Consider the following 17,305-nt stretch of genomic DNA (forward strand, 5'->3'; position numbering starts at 1 on the left):
ACAAATATGACCGATGTACAGATCGAATCCCCGGTAGATCAGGCACTGCAGGACTTGGCTGAAGGTGAAAAAACCTGGGCCAAGACATCTTTGGCCGGTCGACTGCAACTGCTGGCAGATACCCGCCAGCGCGTGATCGACAACGCGCAGCAGTGGGTCCAGGCTGCGGCCTTCCAGATCAAAAAGCTCGATCCGCAGTCTCCGCTGGTCGGCGAGGAATGGATCTCGGGTCCCTACGCCGTCGCGGGCGCCCTTGCCGCCCTGATCGCCAGCCTGGAGCAGCTCCAAGCCGGACACAGCCCGCTGCGCGATGCCAAGTTCGGCGTGACCCCCGGCGGCCGCACCACCGTTTCGGTATTGCCGCTCAACGTCTTCGACAGCCTACTGCTGTCCGGGTTCAGCGCCGAGCTGTGGCTGCAGCCCGGTGTCGACCAGGCCGAGGCGCTGCGCACCGCAGGCCTGGCCCAGCGCGATCCCAGCCACACGCACGGTGTCGGCGCGGTACTCGGCGCCGGCAACATCACCTCGATCGCGCCGCTGGACACCCTGTACGAGTTGTTCGCCAACAACCGCGTGGTGGCACTCAAGCTCAACCCCATCACCGATCCGCTGCTGCCGGTGTTCACCAAGGTGCTGCAGCCGTTCATCGAAATCGGTGCGGTTCGAATCCTGACCGGCGGTGCCGACGTGGGCACCTACCTGGTGCACCACCAGCTGGTCGACCACGTTCATATGACCGGCAGTGCGATCACCCACGACGCGATCGTCTTCGGCACCGGTGAAGAGGGTGCCCAGCGCAAGGCCGCCAACCAGCCGGTCCTGGACAAGGCCATCACCAGCGAGCTGGGCGGCGTCTCGCCGACCATCGTGGTGCCCGGGGAATGGAACGCGTCCGATATCGAGTTCCAGACCCGCCACATCGCCACCCAGCGACTGCACAACAACGGCTACAACTGCATTGCCTCGCAGGTCGTGGTGCTGTCCAAGGCGTGGCCGCAGCGCGAGGAATTCCTCACCGCACTGCGTAAGGCCCTCGACGAGGCACCGGCACGTCCCGCCTACTACCCCGGTTCCGATGATCGGGTGGCGGGTGCGCAGCGGTCCTACCCCGATGCCGAGCGTCACGGGCAAAACGGTGCACGAGTGCTCGTGGTCGATCCCGACGATCGCACTGCCCTGCTGCGCACCGAATACTTCGGACCGGTCCTGGGTGTCATCGAACTGGATTCCGATGGAACGGAGTTCCTGCGGGAGGCCACCCGGGTCGCCAACGACGAATTCGTCGGCACCCTCGGCGTGAACGTGCTCGCGCACCCGGACAGCATCAAGGCGCTGGGATCGGATTTCGACACCCTGGTCGAGGACCTGCGGTACGGCACCGTGGCCATCAACGCCTGGACCGGCGTGGGCTACCTGACTCCCGCTGCCACCTGGGGCGCGTACCCGGGCCACGTCCTCAACGACGTGCAAAGCGGAATCGGTGTGGTGCACAACGGGTTCCTGGTGGAAAAGCCGGAACGCACCGTGGTGCGCGGACCGTTCCGGCCGTTCCCGCGGTCGGTGGCACACGGCGAATGGGCCCTGTCCCCCAAGCCGCCGTGGTTCGTGAGCAATGCCACAGCGGCAGGCACTGGCGAACTACTGGTCAATTTCGCCAGTAAGCCCAGCCTGCTGAAAGTCCCCCGCATCTTCATCTCCGCGCTACGGGGCTGACACGAATTACGTTGGGCGCCACGGCCTCGATGCGGCGTAGTGTCGAATCATGGCCGATGCAGACACCCGCTGGATAGAGATCGACGACTACCTGGAGCGCACCGTCGCTACCGACGCCGCCGAGTTGAACCATATTCGGCAGGCGCAGGAGGACGGTGGTCTTCCGGATATCGCGGTCTCGGCGACGCAGGGCAAGTTCCTGTACCTGCTGGCGACGATCGCCAAGGCTCGCCGGGTGCTGGAGGTCGGGACGCTCGGCGGATACAGCACCGCATGGCTCGCCAAGGCGGTCGGGCCCCAGGGTGCGGTGGTGACCCTCGAATTCGATCCCAACCATGCCGCCGTCGCACAGGCGAGCCTGACCGAGGCGGGCTTCGGGGATCGGGTGCAGGTACTGGTGGGGGCTGCGCTGGACTCGCTGCCCGCGGTCGAGGGGCCGTTCGATCTGGTGTTCATCGACGCCGATAAGTCCAACAATCCGGGCTATCTGGACTGGGCGCTACGCCTGACGCAGCCTGGAGCCGTCATTGTCGTGGACAACGTCATCCGCTGGATCTCGGCGGAAGGCCCGAATGCCGAAGGTACCCGGGAAGCGCTGGAACGACTGGGCTCCGATCCCCGCGTCGATGCCACCGCGCTGCAGACGGTCGGTGTCAAGGGCTGGGACGGCCTGGCGATCGCGGTGGTGCGTTAGCGCGCACCCTCGCGGGCATAGACGGTCCGGAGCATGAATTCGACCTCCGGCCCCATCGCCAGTCCCGCCAGCTCGGGATACAGCACCACGAAATCATGTCCGTGCGCCGGGCCGTCGTACGGGCACAGGTGGTGCGCCAGTTCGTGCAGAATCACCAGTTCACGCATGGCCCAAGCGCTTCCGTTGCGGTCATCGGGAACGGCGATGGCCGCTCTTTCCCCGTCGCGCTCGTAGTGTGCCGCTGTCGCACCGCGCCGCGCGCGCACGGTGACGGGCCCGGCGGGCCATCTACTGTCCACCAGCGCCAGCACGTCGTCGACGTAACGCTGCACCGATTCGACCGACGCGAAACGCGCCTCGGGCGGCAGGGTCAGCCGGGTACCGAAGAAGTCGATATCCCGTTGACTGTGACTGGCCGCCCGCTCGAAGATGGTGCGCACGAATTCCTCCGCGGCGTACACCTTGGCGCGCTGCGTGTCCCGAGGGCGCGGCTGATCGCTCAGTTCTTGTCCAATGCCGCTCGAGCCCCCGCCAACTCGGGACTCGCACCGAGCCTGGCTCGCCGGCCCGCACGATCACCGGCACGGCGGGCATGCGAGGAGTATCCCGCCTGAGCACTCACCGCACGCCAGCGACCCCGCGCCGTCGAGGCGCCCTTGTAGAAGTCACGCAGCTCGATTTCCTTGTCGCGCAGCACCAGTTCGGTTCCCGTGCCCCGCTTCTCGGTCTTGACGGCCTCGGCGCGCGCCTCCTGGCGAGCATCTGTCAGCCGCTGCCCCACCCTGGTTCCGAATGCCAACTGGAAGTTCAGGCGGGCCGTGATGGTCGGGGTGGGACGGTGCGCCCCGGAACTGATGTACGTGTCCGAGGCGCGCACCATCTGGACCACCAGGCTCGCGTACAGCGCGTGCACGGCGTCGATGTCCTCGGCGAAGCCGTAGGCATACACGTAGGTGGAGTTTGACGCGACGTCGCAGGTGACGTCGTTGGCGCCCGCGATGAGCGCGAACAGGTTGACGTAGGTGCGCAAGCCCCGGGTGCCGGCCTCGCCGATCGTGATGGTGCGCTGGGTGGGCCGCGCCTGCGCATCACGTTTGACCGAATGCGCCCGGGCGACCGCCAGATCGATGGAGGTTGCGGTGGCGAGCCGCTGCGCCGCCGCCATGAAGGCCTCGGCCTCGTGCGCGTTATCGGTGCCTTCGGCCTGACGGAGCAGGGCGGCGATCCGCGAGAGCTGCTTGTCCTCTGTCACGAAAGCCAGGTTAGGCCAGAGCGGCGACATACCTGCGCGAGCAGCATGCTCAGAATTTCTGACAACATTGATTGTCACGTTGGCCGCATTGTGTTTCGATATCCCCGATACCAGCCATGCGCAGACAGTGGAGGCCGCGTGACCCTGCAAGAGAACGCCCTGCTACCTGCGGCATACGCGGAGAATCTGGCGAACCCGGCACCGGCGCACACCAAAGTGCGGAACGCCCTGCGGCGGTGGTCCGGCTTCGATCTCATGCCTTCCGAGGAGGTGGTACGCCAGTACGGCGCGGGCCTGTGGATAACCGATCCGGTCGCCGAGAGATTCGTCGAAGAGGTCTACTACGGCGACATCGGCCCCGAACGCGGCCGCGCACTGCTCGACCGAGCCCTGACCGAGGGGATCCACGCCGTCGACGACGCACCGGAATCGATGCGGGCGTTGTTCGCCGAGTTCGACACGTTGCCGTCCTGGGCCGACCCGCAGCTCATCGAGGCCGGGGCCGCCGTGTGGAGGCGGTGGGGCTACGACATGGGCTCCATCGCGAACGCGGGCACCATGGATACCTACACCGAAGGCTGGCTAGCGACTCCGCTCTCACTGGCGGGCGGTTACGCAGGTCAAGGTGCGATGCACCGCCATCTTGAAACCAGCCGGTGGTGGCTGGAGTGCGCGCGACCCGGGGCCACGCTAGATCGATACTCCGTCGCGCGACAGATCACCATGAAGATCCGCGTCATGCACGTTTCGGTGCGTCGCGGAGTTCGCAAACACCCCGAATGGCGCCGCGAGCAATGGGGTGAGCCAATCAGCCAATCGGAGATGCTGCTGACACTGATCGCCGGCAGTGTGGCCCCCGGCCTTGGGCTATGGGCCGTCGGATACCTCACCACACGATCGGAAATGATTGCCGCCCTGCACTTTTGTCGATACTTGGGCTACCTACTCGGCGTCCGCTGTGATGACATTTACCCCGAGACGGTCGCGGACGCCGTGCGCATCCTGTACCACTTCGATGCCACCCGCGCCTATGACGGTGGGCACGCCTCCCGCGAATTGGTGGAGTCGTTCGTTCCTTCGTTCACACCGAGTTCCGGCGCGTCACCGGCCAATCGGCTCCGAGGGCTATTTCATCTGCAGCTGCAGGCAGGTTTCACGAGGCTCTTTATGCTGCCGTGGAACCGCAGGCTCTACCGGATTCCCAACGGGTGGATCGGAACTGCGGCACTCGTCGCACGCGCGCCGTTCGTCGCCGCGGTAGAGATTGCCCGCCACATCGCCCCCGCCGTGGATCGGCATTGGCAGCGGGGCAAGATGCGGCGCTGGGAACATTGGATCGACTGGCAGTCCGGTGCGCATACCCACGAATTCCGCGATCTCTCGGCTATGCGCCGCTAGCGGACCCACCCCCACTGCGCCGACACGCCGTCTATTGACGCATTCGTCGAGTAAGCGGCGCAGAACACGGCGTGTCAACGCAGAGGAGCGTCAGAGCCGGGCGTCGATCCAGCCCACGACCTCATCGAGCACGAGCTCCTTCTCGAACTCGTTGAAGATCTCGTGATACAGGCCGTTCCAGATCTTCAGCGTGGCATCGGGCGCCGATTCGGACAGCCATACGCTGCCTTCGGGCGCCGTCAGCCGATCATCGCTGCCGTGCATGGTCAGCACCGGACGCTTCAAACCCGCCGCGCGCTGGCGCATCGTCTTCCCCACGCCCAGGAGCGCCCGCCCGATCCCCGCCGGCACCCGGCCGTGGTGCACCAGTGGGTCGGCGTTGTACGCGGCGATGATCGCCGGGTCGTGCGAGATCGCGTTGACATCAAGTTCGGTGACCGGCAACCCGGGCATCAGGCGTCCCACCACCGGCGCGATCAGCGTCAGCACGTACGGCAGCCCCACCTGGGCGGCGATCGCGGGCCCGGAGAGCACCATCAGGTCGTAACGATCCTGGTGATCCACGCCGTAGGCGAAGACGATGCCGCCGCCCATGCTGTGGCCCAGCACGATCCGCTTCACGTCGGGGTGCTCGCGTGCCGCGATATCCACCAGGGTGCCGAAGTCATCGGTGTACTCGGAGATGTCCCGCAGGTAGACGCGTTTGCCTCCCGACCTGCCATGTCCACGATGGTCCAGCGCGTACACCAGGTAACCCGCGTCGTTGAATCGCTGGGCCACGTGGTCGTAGCGGCGCGCATGTTCGCCGAATCCATGGGAGAGCACCACCACCGCGCGCGGTGTCCCTTCCGGCGTCCAGGTGTCGTAGACGATCCGCACGTTATCGGCGCCGTCGAAGGCGCGCTGCACCCGAGTTCCGCTCACACGCCAAACCCTACGTGCCGCGATTTCGGTGCACTTGCGTGCGCTCAGCGCACTCATTTGCACCGAAATCGCATCACGGGGAATTAGAACACGTTCTAGTGTGGGCGCATGGGATTCCTCAAGCCCACGCTGCCCGTCGTCGACATCGCCGAATGGGGCAAGGGCACTCGTGCCGAAAAGATCCGTCCGATGGCCCGGCATTGGGCCGAAGTGGGCTTCGGGACGCCGGTGGCCTTGCACCTGTTCTATGTGCTGAAGATCGGCCTGTACATCCTGGGCGGCTGGTTGTTCGCCATGGTGGCAACGGGCGCCTCCGATTGGGGCGCGCCCATCGTGTTCCAGAAGGTGGTGCTCTACACCATGCTCTTCGAGGTCATCGGCCTCGGCTGCGGCTTCGGGCCGCTCAACAACCGCTTCTTCCCACCCCTGGGCTCCATCTTGTACTGGTTGCGGCCCAACACTATTCGGCTACCGCCGTGGCCGCGCATCCCGCTCACCAAGGGCTCGGCGCGCACACCTGCCGATGTCGTGCTCTACGCCGCCTTCCTGGGCATGGTGCTGTTCGCGCTGCTGTCCAAGCCCGCCGCGACCGGTCTGCTGCCCAGCTGGCAGACGGCGGCCGTCCTCGGATTGCTGGCCATCGCAGGCCTGCGCGACAAGGTGATCTTCCTGGCCGCGCGCGGCGAGGTGTACGGCGCGCTCACCGTGACGTTCCTGTTTACCGGAGCCGACATGATCATGGCCGCCAAGCTCATCTTCCTTGTCATCTGGATCGGTGCGGCAACCTCAAAGCTCAACCGCCACTTCCCTTTTGTCATTTCGACGATGATGTCCAACAACCCGCTCATCCGCGCGCGGCGGCTCAAGCGCGCGTTCTTCGAGAAGTTCCCCGACGATCTACGGCCGGGACGGCTGTCCCGGCTCGTCGCCCACGTGAGCACCGCGGTCGAGGGATTGGTGCCCATCGCACTGTTCTTCAGCCACGGCGGCTGGGTCACCACCGTGGCCGCAACCGCGATGGTGATCTTCCACTTGGGCATTCTGACCGCCATCCCGATGGGTGTGCCGCTGGAATGGAACGTTTTCATGATCTTCGGCGTGCTGTCGTTGTTCGTCGCACACGCCAATGTCGGCCTGAGCGATCTGCAACACCCGATTCCGGTGCTGCTGCTATTCGCGGTCAGCGCCGGCGTGGTGATAACCGGAAACCTGTTACCCCGCAAGGTTTCCTTCCTGCCCGGCATGCGCTATTACGCGGGCAACTGGGACACCACGTTGTGGTGTGTCAAACCGTCGGCCAGCGCGAAGATCGAGAAGGGCATCGTCGCCATCGCGAGCATGCCGCAGGCGCAGATGGAGCGCTACTACGGCACCGAACAGGCACCGTTGCTGTTGTACATCGGCTACGCATTCCGGGCCATGAACACCCATGGCCGCGCCATGTTCACCCTCGCGCACCGCGCGATGGCCGGCCAGGACGAGAGCGAGTACGTCATCACCGACGGCGAGCGCATCTGTAGCACCGCCATCGGCTGGAACTTCGGTGACGGGCACATGCACAACGAACAGCTGATCGCCGCGCTGCAGGAACGCTGCCACTTCGAGCCGGGCGAGGTACGCGTCGTGTTGCTCGATGCCCAGCCCATTCATCGGCAGACCCAGCAATACCGGCTTGTCGACGCTGCCACCGGCAAATTCGAGAGCGGCTACGTGCGGGTGGCCGATATGGTCAACCGCCAACCCTGGGATGACGGCCTACCGGTGCACGTCAACAGCTGACATGTGTCGGTCGACGGGACTATTCTCGCGGCCGTGACGGCACAAGCCATCGACGATGAATTTCTTTCGCTCACCGAACAATATCGACGTGAGATTCTGGCCCACTGCTATCGGATGACGGGGTCCATCCACGACGCCGAAGACCTGGTACAGGAGACCTACCTGCGCGGGTGGAAGGCCTATGACCGGTTTGAGGGCAAGTCGTCGCTGCGAACGTGGCTGTACCGGATCGCCACCAACACCTGTCTGACCGCGTTGGAGGGCAAGCAGCGCCGCCCCTTGCCGACGGGATTGGGAGCGCCCAGCGCCGATCCTCTGGCTGAGTTGGATGAACGCACCGAGATCCCGTGGCTGGAGCCGCTGCCCGACGACACCACCGATCCCGCCAGCATTGTGGGTTCTCGGGAATCTGTGCGCTTGGCCTTCGTCGCGGCGTTGCAGCATCTTCCTGCCAAGCAGCGCGCGGTGCTGGTGCTGCGTGAGGTGTTGCAGTGGAAGGCGCAGGAGGTCGCCGAGGCGATCGGTTCCACCACCGCCGCGGTGAACAGCCTGCTGCAGCGGGCCCGCGCGCAGCTGCAGCAGGTGTCGCCAAAAGAAGAGAACCTGTTGGAGCCCGAAGACCCCATGCTGCGCGAGCAGCTGCGCCAGTACATCAGCGCGTTCGAGCGCTATGACGTCGATGCCATCGCGAAAATGTTCACTACCGAGGCCATTTGGGAGATGCCCCCGTTCACCGGCTGGTACCGGGGCGGTCCGAGCATCGCCGCGCTCATCAAGGAACAGTGCCCCGCCGAGCGGGCCGGCGATATGCGTCTCCTGGAGACCTCGGCCAACGGGCAGCCCGCCATCGGGCTCTACATGCGCGAAGGCGACGGCGTGCACCGGCCGTTCCAGATGCATGTCCTGGACGTCACCCCCGACGGGGTGGCGCATGTGGTGTGCTTCTTCGACCTCTCACTATTCGAGAAGTTCGGTCTCCCTTCGGAACTACCGGAGACACTCACCGACTAGCGCTGCGCCAGACTCCCCGGGAAAAGGTACTGGTCCTCCGGGCGCGTGGTGCTGTGGAACCAGGCGGTGAAGAACCCGGAGAGGTCCTTGCCCGCCACCTTCTGCACATACGCCTCGAACTGCGGCCAGGTGGCGTTGCCCCATTTGTGCACGGTGGGCCATGAACGCAGGATCTCCAGGAATGCCTTGTCGCCGATGGTGCGTCGCAGCGCGTGCAGCGCCAACGGTCCCTTGCCGTACACGCCCAGCGGGTTGAACACCTCGTCCGCGCTGCATTCCGCGCCGCCTGGGCACATGTCGTAGAGCAGGTTTCCCCAGACCTTGTCGTCGTCCCAGATCTTCTGGACGGTGTCGTGGTAGTGCTTGTCGATCGACTTGCCTTCCTTCTCCTCCGACCACATCCATGGCAGGTAGGAGGCGAAGCACTCGTTCAAGCAGATGTCACGCCACTGCTGCACCGACACCACATCGCCGTACCACTCGTGGGTGTTCTCGTGCACCACCACCGCGAGGCGCTTGTCGTCCTCGACATCCCGGCTGAACGTGTAGTACGGGCGGGTCTGAGTCTCCAAGGCGCTGAACGCGATGTCCTCACGAATCGGGTCAGCGAAAATGCCGCCGGCTGCCACATGCGGGTACTTGCCGAGCTTGGATTCCAGAAAACTCAGTATCTCCGGCAACCGCGCCTCGGCATTGCCCGAACCGGCATCGGGCGCAAATGCGCTCACCACCGGCGTGCCGCTGGGCAGGGTGGACCGGAACACCGCGAAATGATCCACCGCGAAGGGAACCAGGTACATGGCGACGGGATTCGGCTCGGTCCAGGTCTTGGTGGTCCATCCGCCGGACTCGACGGCCTTGCCTTCCCGGCCGCCGCCCACCGCAATCCACGAAGACGGGACAGACGCGGTGAGCGTGAACGGAGCCTTGTTCACCGGGGTGTTGTTCGACGGGTACCAGTTTTCGGCACCGTCGGGTTCCCCGCCCTTGGCGTATCCACCACTGGTGCTACGCACCCAGCCGTGCAGCGCACCGAGTCCGCGCTTCTGCGCCTCCTGCTGCTCGTTGAACGCATAAGTAATGGTGGTGGTGAAGACACTTCCGGTACGGATCCCCTTTTCCGGGGTGACGGTCATTTCGTGCTCGCCGCTGAACTCGGTGGCCGCAGGCTTGCCGTCCACCGCGGCCGTCACGGTTCCCAGCTCCGAGAAGTCCAGGTTGAAGCTCGACAGGTTCTGAGTGGCGGCCGCCTTGATCACCATGGTGCCGCCGACATCGGTGGTCTCGGGGTCCAGACGCAGCGTCAGGTCGTATTGGGTGACGCGGTAGCCGCCGTTGCCGTCCTGCGGGAAGTAACTGTCGATACCGTTGGGCGAGCCAGGGGTGAAGACGTCCGTCGCGTAGGCGGGCGCCGCGACGGCACTGCCGCCGAGCAGGAGCACCGCGACAGCGGCGGGGATCCCAAGAATCCTGTGTGTCATGTGAACCTTACGTAGAGCGAGCCGGTCTGACTCCAGATGAAGACTCTACGTAAGGCGTCACCGATCGTGCGTAGCTACTGCAGGTGTGCCGGGTCCATCCAGCTGACCTCCCACACGTGGCCGTCCAGGTCGCGGAACGAGCGCCCGTACATGAAGCCCAGCTCCTGCGCGGGCATCCAATCCACCGCGCCCGCGGCCAGCGCCGCGTCTGCCAGCTCGTCTACGCCTTCCCGGCTGTCCACCGAAACACACAGCAGCACTTCGCGATTCTTTGATGTATCGGCAATGTCGTCGGCGATGAATCCGCGGAAACGATCCTCCTCCAGCATCATCACCCAGCTCTGCTCGTTGATCGCCATACAGAGGGTGTTCTCGTCGCAGAACTGATCGTTGAAGGAGAAACCCAGGTGATCGAAGAATTTGCGGCTTGCCGCGGCGTTTGCGATGGGGATGTTGACGAACAGCATGCGGGACATCGGGTCTCCTCGGTGTGGGGCGGCGGTACTTCCACCGTTCACCGGTATCGACAACGGGGCGCCCAGAAACTCATCGCCGGTCCCACACAAATGGGGGCACTGCCGCCAGCGTGTCCGACAGGAACCGCAGCTGATCGTCGATCAGGTCCGGCCCCAGGTCACCTAACTGCCACGTCCAAAGCCACGCTCCGTCAAACCGGAACGGACGCTTCGCGTATCGCGGATCTTTCAGCATTCGTGCCATGTTCTGGGGATTGATCACGTCGTAGGCGAAGCGCGTGTCCTGGGCCACCACCCGAAAACGACGATTGAAATCGTCCGATTCAAAGGTGATATCGCCGAGGGCTTTGGTCAGCAGATTCTCGGGGTACACCTGCAACTTCGGGAGTGATGCCGGCATCGCGATGGCCACCACCGCCGTCCTTTTGACCTCATACTCTTGCTCTGCGGCGACGCGTTCGGCCTTGGAGTACGCCTCGAATGCCAGGAATTGCCTACCGTCGTACTGACCACGCACCACATTGCAGGCCCCAGGAAACGGGACCGCAAAAGATGTGTCCGCATAGCCCACCTGGCGCAGCACGCTGTCGTCCTCGGCGACGAAATGCCAGCCCTGGCCGGCCGCGTGCTGGGCCAGCGGCGAACTCCCCAGGTCTTTCTTTCGGAAGAGCCTGTGGATGAGCAAGCCAAATCCCAGGAGCGGCCATATCACCGCGAAAGCGGCACCAGCGTAGGAGCCGAGCTCGGCCCAGAAACTCATCGCCGGTCCCACGCATAGTCCGGAACGGCGCGCAGAACATCGATCAAGTACCGGGCGTGCGGCTCAACCCACTCAGGTTTCAGCGCCTCCCAGCGCCAGGTGAACAGGTTCGAGTTGTCGAATCGCATCGGCAGCTGGAATCGCCGGTCGGTAAGCATGCGGTGCATCGTCGTGGGATTCAGTACGTCGTAGGCGAACCGGTCGTTGTTGGTGCGGATGTTAAAGCGCCGGTTGAAGTCCTCGGACTCCAGTTTGAGATCGCCGAGGCCGATTGCGTCCATCAGACCCGACAGTGCACCTTCGGGCGTGACCAGCAGCATGTTCGGTGACGGCGGCGTTCGAACGCAGGTCACCATGGCTGTGTGGGTGACCTCGGAGTTCTCCGATGAGTCACCCGTCCGATAGGTGTAGGTGAAGGACACGAATGGCACACCGTCGATTGCCCCACGAATCACGTCGGTCGCGGCGCGTGCGTGCCCCACACCGAAAGGCGCACGCGCCGAAAGCCGGACCAGACCGGGTTCACTTTCGGCGAAACTCCACCCACGGCTGGAGGCGAATGACCAGAGCCAGGCCGATCGCCGGTGGCGGTTGCGTTGTGCGGTTCTGACCAGCCATATCGCCAGCATCACAAACGCACCGAGAACCGCCACGACCGCGCCCACACCCAGCACGGCCAGCAGTACCACCATCTACTGCGGCGGTGGGTTCAGGCGATCAAATGCCCCACGGATGGTGGGCGCGTTCCGCGCCTGCGGATCGTCGAGTTCGAAGTACTCGGCCTCGGTGAATCCGAACCATCGCGCGACGAGATTGGACGGCACCGTCTGCACCTTGGTGTTGAGCGCGCGCACATTCCCGTTGTAGAACCGCCGGCCCGCGGCAATGCGGTCTTCGGTGTTGGCCAGCTCGTGCTGCAATGCCACGAAGTTCTGGATGGATTGCAGCTGCGGGTAACTCTCGGCGACGGCGAAGAACCGTCCCAACGCGCCGGACAGCTGTTGCTCAGCCTGCGACTGCGCCGCCACCCCTTGATGTGTTGCCGAAGCATCTCGCGCGAAATTCCGGGCCGCGGTTACCTGTTGCAACGTATCGCGTTCAAACTGTGCTGCCGCGCTGGCTGTTTCGATGAGGTTGGGGATGAGATCGTGTCGACGCTGCAGCTCCACGTCGATCTGCTTCCATGCTTCCTGCACCAGATTGCGAATCCTGACAAAGCCGTTGTACGTCGTCAGCAACCACAAACCGATGATCAGGGCAATGAATATCGCGATGACAATCACAATCAGCGCAGGGGCCATTTCCTTCTCCTAATGTTGTTCCCACGCGTACGCGGGGACCGGTTCAAGGGTGTCTATCAAGTACTGCACCTCACCAGAGATTCTTTGTTCATCGAGCTTGCCCCGGCGCCACGTCAACAATCGCCCGTTCTCGAATCTCACAGGCTGTGAATATCTTTGGTCGTTCAGCATCCGTTCCATGGTGCGCGGGTTCAATACGTCGTAGGCGAACCGCTCCGGCGCGGCCTTGACCTTGAACTTCTTGTTGAACTCGTCGGACTCCAACTCCAGATCCGTAAAGCCAACAGCACGAGCCAGTCCCGCGAAGACGCCCTCGGGCTTGATCTCCAGCCGGTACGACGACGGCGGTGTGACGATGCACGTCACCATGAACTCGTAGGTCTGTGTGCTCTGCTGTTCGCCGGAACCGGTGGTCACCTTGTACGAGTACTGGAAGGACACGAAATCATGCCCGCCGATGGTGCCGTTGAAGACGTCCTGGGCGGTGCGGCTGTGCCCCTGCCCGAACGGCTCACCCTCGGATAACCCCAACAGGCTCCGATCCTCGGGGACATACGTCCAGCCGCACGACCCAGCCCAGGCTGCCAGCTTGGCGATCCGCTTCTTACGCGCCCTGGCCAACAGAAACCACAGCCCGCCAAAGACCGCCGCGAACAAGAGAAGACCCACCCACATCGGCAGACCGTCAGACACGATTCCCCCTCGCCACCTGTTGCCCCTGCACACATCGTACCGGGACACTGGATGTTGTCCGTTAGCTCGACGAAACCTCCACCCCAGCTCGCCCGGAACGGCAGGATCGACCTATGGAATTCACCCAGTGGCTGCACCGCGCGCTACAGCAGTACCCGGACCGCCCTATCACGATCTACCAGGGCCGGGAACGCACCGTGGAGCAATTCGCCGACCGCGTAGCCCGATTGGCCGCGGGACTTCGGGCCAATGGTGTCCAGCCCGGCGACCGGGTGGGCATGCTGTCGCTGAACTCCGACCGCTACGTCGAATACCTCAGTGCGGTGCCGTGGTTGGGTGCCGCTTTGAACGCCGTCAACATCCGGTGGAGCCTTGCCGAAATCGGCTACTCGCTACGCGAGTCCGGCACCAGAGTGCTGCTGCTAGATGACGCGTTCAAAGCCGCCGCCGCACCGTTGCGAGCGGCCTGCGCCTGCCTGGACACCATCATCTACTGCGGCGACGGGTCCGTACCCGAGGACATGATCGGATACGAGGATCTGCTCGCCGCGCACGACCCCACCCCGGACACCCACACGGGCGGTGACAGTTTGCTCGGCGTCTTCTACACCGGTGGTACCACCGGAAATCCCAAGGGCGTCATGTTGTCTCATAACAATGTGCTGACATCCGCGATGGGGTCGCTGTCCACCGGAAACTTCCTGACCCGGGGTGGCCGCCTGTTGCACTCGGCACCGATGTTTCACATGGCCGACTTCAGCGCGGTGCTGGCGGGCAACCTGTCCGGTTCTACCCATGTGATCGTCCCCTCGTTCACACCGCATGGAGTGCTGGACGCGGTCGTCGAGCACGATGTGCAAGACATGTTGTTGGTGCCCACCATGATTCAGATGCTGGTCGACCATCCCGGAGCCGCGCAGCTGGACCTCAGCGGAATCCGCGGCATCACCTACGGAGCGTCGGTGATCTCCGAGTCTGTCTTACAACGCGCCCAGCGCGTGTTCCCCAACGCCCGATTCACGCAGGCCTATGGCATGACCGAGGTGTCGCCGGTGGCAACGCTGCTGCTTCCCGACGATCACGACAACCCCGCCCTGCTGCGCTCGGCAGGCCGCGCGGCCCCACATTGCGAGGTGCGCATCGTCGACCCGGATGACAACGATGTGCCGCGAGGCGAGATCGGAGAGGTAATCGTCAAGGGCGACAACGTCATGCTGGGCTACTGGGAGCTGCCCGACGAGTCGGCGGCGGCCATCCGCGGTGGATGGATGCATACCGGCGATGCCGGGCGAATGGATGATCGCGGGTACGTGTACATCGTCGATCGCATCAAGGACATGGTGGTGACCGGTGGCGAGAACGTCTACTCGGCAGAGGTGGAGAACGCGCTGGCCAAACACCCGGCGGTCGCCGCCTGCGCGGTGATCGGCATTCCCGACGACCAATGGGGCGAACGCGTACACGCCGTCGTCGTCAAGCAGGCGCAGTCCGAATGTTGCGATGGCGACCTGCAGGAGCACTGTCGCGAACACATCGCCAACTACAAGGTGCCACGCAGTTTCGAGTTCGTCGACGAGCTCCCACTGTCCGGTGCGGGCAAGATCCTCAAGCGCGTACTGCGTCAGAAGTACTGGGAAACCCGCGACGCCGGGGTGTCCTAACCCGACGCACTCGACACGGATAACAAGACCTCATAGCTGCGCATAGATCGTAGTCAAGGCCATTGTTGACGTCCTGACCACGCACTTTTAGAACGCGTTTCACTTTTCCGCAAGAGCCGCTATCCTCGTCCACGAGAGTGATCTGGTTCACGTGTATCTGGAAGGACTAGCGGAGTCAATGAAGACAAAAGGCGCGCTGATTCGCGAGCTCAACAAGCCGATCGTCGTCGAAGAAATCACGTTCGGGGACCCGGCCGAGGGCGAAGTCCAGGTCCAGCTGCACGCCGCGGGTATGTGCCATTCCGACTACCACGTGCTGACCGGCGCCACCCCGATGGAGCTGCCGGTGCTGCCCGGTCACGAGGGCGCGGGCATCGTCACCAAGGTGGGCAAGGGTGTCACCTCCGTACAAGAGGGCGACCACGTCATCTTCGCGTTCATCCCCGCCTGCGGTAAGTGCCCGCCGTGTATGCGCGGCTACCGGTCGCTGTGCGACCGTGGCGCAATCCTGCTGGGCGGCAAAGCCATTGCCGACGGGACCAACCGCATCCATGCGGGCAACACCCCAGTGTCCGCGATGAACCTGCTCGGCACCTTCTCCCCCTACGCCGTGGTCCACGAGGATTCCGTGGTCAAGATCGACGACAGTGTGCCCTTTGAGTCGGCCGCACTGCTCGGCTGCGCCGTGCCCACCGGGTTCGGCTCGGCCACCAACATCGCCGAGGTCAAGCCCGGCGAGGACGTCATCATCATCGGCGTCGGCGGCATCGGCATGAGTGCGCTGCAGGGCGCCGTCGTCTCCGGTGCCCGCTACGTCATCGCGATCGATCCGGTGCCGTGGAAGCGTGAGCAGGCCCTCAAGTTCGGCGCCACCCATGTCTACGCGTCGATGGCCGAGGCCATCATGCCCGTTATGGACCTGACCTGGGGCATCATGGCGCAGAAGACCATCATCACGGTCGGCGAGATGAAGGGCGAGTACATCGAAGAGGCCATGATCCTCACTGCCAAGACCGGCACCTGCGTGGTCACCGGCATGGGCGCCATGGTCGACGTGGACGTGAAGTTCAACCTATTCCTGTTCACCATGTTGCAGAAGACGCTGAAGGGCAACATCTTTGGTGGTGGCACCACGCACACCGAGACCCCGCGTCTGGTCGGCCTGTACAAGCAGGGCCTGCTCAAGATCGACGAGATGATCACCACCACCTACAGCCTGGAGCAGATCAACGAGGGTTACCAGGACATGCTCGACGGCAAGAACATCCGCGGCGTCATCAAGTACACCGAAGCCGACTGGTAAGCCCTCCCGTTCGCCGACACGCCGCGTTTTGTGTGACCTACTCGCACGTTGGCGCACTTTGCGGCGTGTCGGTGGACTAGAAGCCCCGGCATACTGGTGCCATGGGTATCGACGTGCGGCGCGCGGATGACCGGGCCAGGACCAAGATCTCCTGGCTGGATTCCAAGCACTCATTCTCCTTCGGCGAGCATTACGACCCGCACAACACCCACCACGGGCTGCTGCTGGTCAACAACGACGACATCGTGCTGCCGGGCGCGGGCTTTGAGACCCATCCCCATCGCGATATGGAGATTGTCACCTGGGTGATGCAAGGCTCCCTGGTGCATCAGGACTCCGAGGGCAATGCCGGAGTTATCTACCCCGGTCTGGCACAACGGATGTCGGCAGGTACCGGCATCCTGCATTCGGAAAAGAACGACTCGTGGCGACTTTCCGGTGAGCGGCATTCCGATCCGGTGCGCTTTGTCCAGATGTGGGTGACCCCCGACGAATCCGGGATCGATCCCGGATATCAACAACTCGAGATCGACAACGAGCTGTTCAACGGTCAACTGGTGACCGTGGCCTCCGGCATGCCACAGCACCGGGATCAGACGGCGATCACCATCGCCCAAAAGAATGCCGCACTGCACGCGGCACGCATCGTCGCCGGCGACAGCGTCGAGCTCCCCGCCGCCCTGTTCGTCCATCTCTTCGTCGCCCGCGGGGCTGTCACGGTCGAGGCGGTTGGCGAACTCACCGAGGGGGACGCCGTACGGCTCACCGATGTTGGTGCGGTCCGCGTCAGCGCGTTGACCGACGCCGAGATCTTGGTGTGGGAAATGCATACTCCCCTGGGCGGATAGCCTGGAGTTAC

16 protein-coding genes and 1 pseudogene are annotated in these 17,305 nt (G+C 64.0%); 8 read left to right on the forward strand and 9 right to left on the reverse strand.

Annotated elements, in window-relative coordinates:
• Window positions 1-6: 6 nt before the first annotated feature.
• Window positions 7-1,713 carry an aldehyde dehydrogenase family protein gene (locus ABG82_RS25560; RefSeq protein ID WP_043076215.1) on the forward strand — a complete coding sequence of 569 codons (1,707 nt, stop codon included), beginning with the start codon at window positions 7-9 and terminating at the stop codon, window positions 1,711-1,713.
• A 49-nt stretch (window positions 1,714-1,762) separates the two neighbouring features.
• Window positions 1,763-2,407, forward strand: a complete 645-nt coding sequence (locus tag ABG82_RS25565; RefSeq protein WP_043076214.1) for an O-methyltransferase — start codon at window positions 1,763-1,765, stop codon at window positions 2,405-2,407.
• Here ABG82_RS25565 and ABG82_RS25570 read toward each other — a convergent pair.
• Window positions 2,404-2,910 (reverse strand): TIGR04338 family metallohydrolase, encoded by a 507-nt coding sequence (locus ABG82_RS25570; protein WP_078343624.1) that lies wholly within the window; start codon window positions 2,908-2,910, stop codon window positions 2,404-2,406. The two genes, ABG82_RS25565 and ABG82_RS25570, sit on opposite strands and share 4 nt — an antisense overlap.
• Entirely contained in the window at window positions 2,907-3,659 is a 753-nt protein-coding gene (locus ABG82_RS25575; RefSeq protein WP_043076388.1) for a DUF2786 domain-containing protein, read from the reverse strand. The genes ABG82_RS25570 and ABG82_RS25575 overlap by 4 nt, the downstream gene beginning before the upstream one ends.
• A gap of 138 nt (window positions 3,660-3,797) precedes the next feature.
• Between ABG82_RS25575 and ABG82_RS25580 the strand changes: the two genes are divergently transcribed.
• Window positions 3,798-5,057, forward strand: coding sequence for an oxygenase MpaB family protein (locus tag ABG82_RS25580; protein WP_308213259.1), 1,260 nt, complete (start codon window positions 3,798-3,800; stop codon window positions 5,055-5,057).
• Between the two features lie 90 nt (window positions 5,058-5,147).
• On the opposite strand, the gene ABG82_RS25585 is transcribed toward ABG82_RS25580, so the two are convergent.
• A complete protein-coding gene (locus ABG82_RS25585; protein ID WP_078343640.1) occupies window positions 5,148-5,966 on the reverse strand; it encodes an alpha/beta hydrolase in 819 nt (272 codons plus the stop codon).
• 123 nt (window positions 5,967-6,089) lie between these two features.
• Between ABG82_RS25585 and ABG82_RS25590 the strand changes: the two genes are divergently transcribed.
• Together ABG82_RS25590 and ABG82_RS25595 are read left to right on the forward strand one after the other, a co-directional pair.
• Complete coding sequence (locus ABG82_RS25590) at window positions 6,090-7,760, forward strand: DUF3556 domain-containing protein (protein ID WP_043076213.1); 1,671 nt, start codon at window positions 6,090-6,092, stop codon at window positions 7,758-7,760.
• Window positions 7,761-7,793: 33 nt separating this feature from the next.
• On the forward strand, window positions 7,794-8,771 hold the full coding sequence (locus tag ABG82_RS25595; protein ID WP_043076385.1) for a sigma-70 family RNA polymerase sigma factor: 978 nt from the start codon (window positions 7,794-7,796) through the stop codon (window positions 8,769-8,771).
• Here the strand turns inward: ABG82_RS25595 and ABG82_RS25600 are convergent.
• From ABG82_RS25600 to ABG82_RS25625, 6 genes are all read right to left on the reverse strand, one after another.
• The gene (locus ABG82_RS25600; protein WP_043076212.1) at window positions 8,768-10,252 is read right to left on the reverse strand and encodes a M1 family metallopeptidase; all 1,485 of its coding nucleotides are present in this window, start codon (window positions 10,250-10,252) and stop codon (window positions 8,768-8,770) included. The two genes, ABG82_RS25595 and ABG82_RS25600, sit on opposite strands and share 4 nt — an antisense overlap.
• 74 nt (window positions 10,253-10,326) lie before the next feature.
• A complete protein-coding gene (locus ABG82_RS25605; RefSeq protein ID WP_043076211.1) occupies window positions 10,327-10,728 on the reverse strand; it encodes a VOC family protein in 402 nt (133 codons plus the stop codon).
• A 70-nt stretch (window positions 10,729-10,798) separates the two neighbouring features.
• Window positions 10,799-11,488: a hypothetical protein gene (locus ABG82_RS25610; protein ID WP_043076384.1), complete on the reverse strand. Its 690-nt coding sequence runs from the start codon at window positions 11,486-11,488 to the stop codon at window positions 10,799-10,801.
• Window positions 11,485-12,180: a hypothetical protein gene (locus tag ABG82_RS25615; RefSeq protein ID WP_043076210.1), complete on the reverse strand. Its 696-nt coding sequence runs from the start codon at window positions 12,178-12,180 to the stop codon at window positions 11,485-11,487. Before ABG82_RS25615 ends, ABG82_RS25610 begins: the two co-directional genes overlap by 4 nt.
• Window positions 12,181-12,789 (reverse strand): LemA family protein, encoded by a 609-nt coding sequence (locus ABG82_RS25620; protein ID WP_043076209.1) that lies wholly within the window; start codon window positions 12,787-12,789, stop codon window positions 12,181-12,183.
• A 9-nt stretch (window positions 12,790-12,798) separates the two neighbouring features.
• A complete protein-coding gene (locus ABG82_RS25625) occupies window positions 12,799-13,482 on the reverse strand; it encodes a DUF3137 domain-containing protein (RefSeq protein ID WP_043076208.1) in 684 nt (227 codons plus the stop codon).
• A gap of 101 nt (window positions 13,483-13,583) precedes the next feature.
• On the opposite strand from ABG82_RS25625, the pseudogene ABG82_RS25630 reads away from it, so the two are divergent.
• The 3 genes and pseudogenes from ABG82_RS25630 to ABG82_RS25640 all read left to right on the forward strand — a co-directional run.
• Window positions 13,584-15,143: pseudogene (locus tag ABG82_RS25630) on the forward strand (long-chain-fatty-acid--CoA ligase); the annotation flags it as partial.
• Window positions 15,144-15,321: 178 nt separating this feature from the next.
• The gene (locus ABG82_RS25635) at window positions 15,322-16,446 is read left to right on the forward strand and encodes an NDMA-dependent alcohol dehydrogenase (RefSeq protein ID WP_043076206.1); all 1,125 of its coding nucleotides are present in this window, start codon (window positions 15,322-15,324) and stop codon (window positions 16,444-16,446) included.
• Between the two features lie 101 nt (window positions 16,447-16,547).
• Complete coding sequence (locus ABG82_RS25640; RefSeq protein WP_043076205.1) at window positions 16,548-17,294, forward strand: pirin family protein; 747 nt, start codon at window positions 16,548-16,550, stop codon at window positions 17,292-17,294.
• The last annotated feature ends 11 nt before the right edge of the window (window positions 17,295-17,305 follow it).

The sequence above is a fragment of the Mycobacteroides immunogenum genome (assembly GCF_001605725.1).
Lineage (GTDB): Bacteria > Actinomycetota > Actinomycetes > Mycobacteriales > Mycobacteriaceae > Mycobacterium > Mycobacterium immunogenum.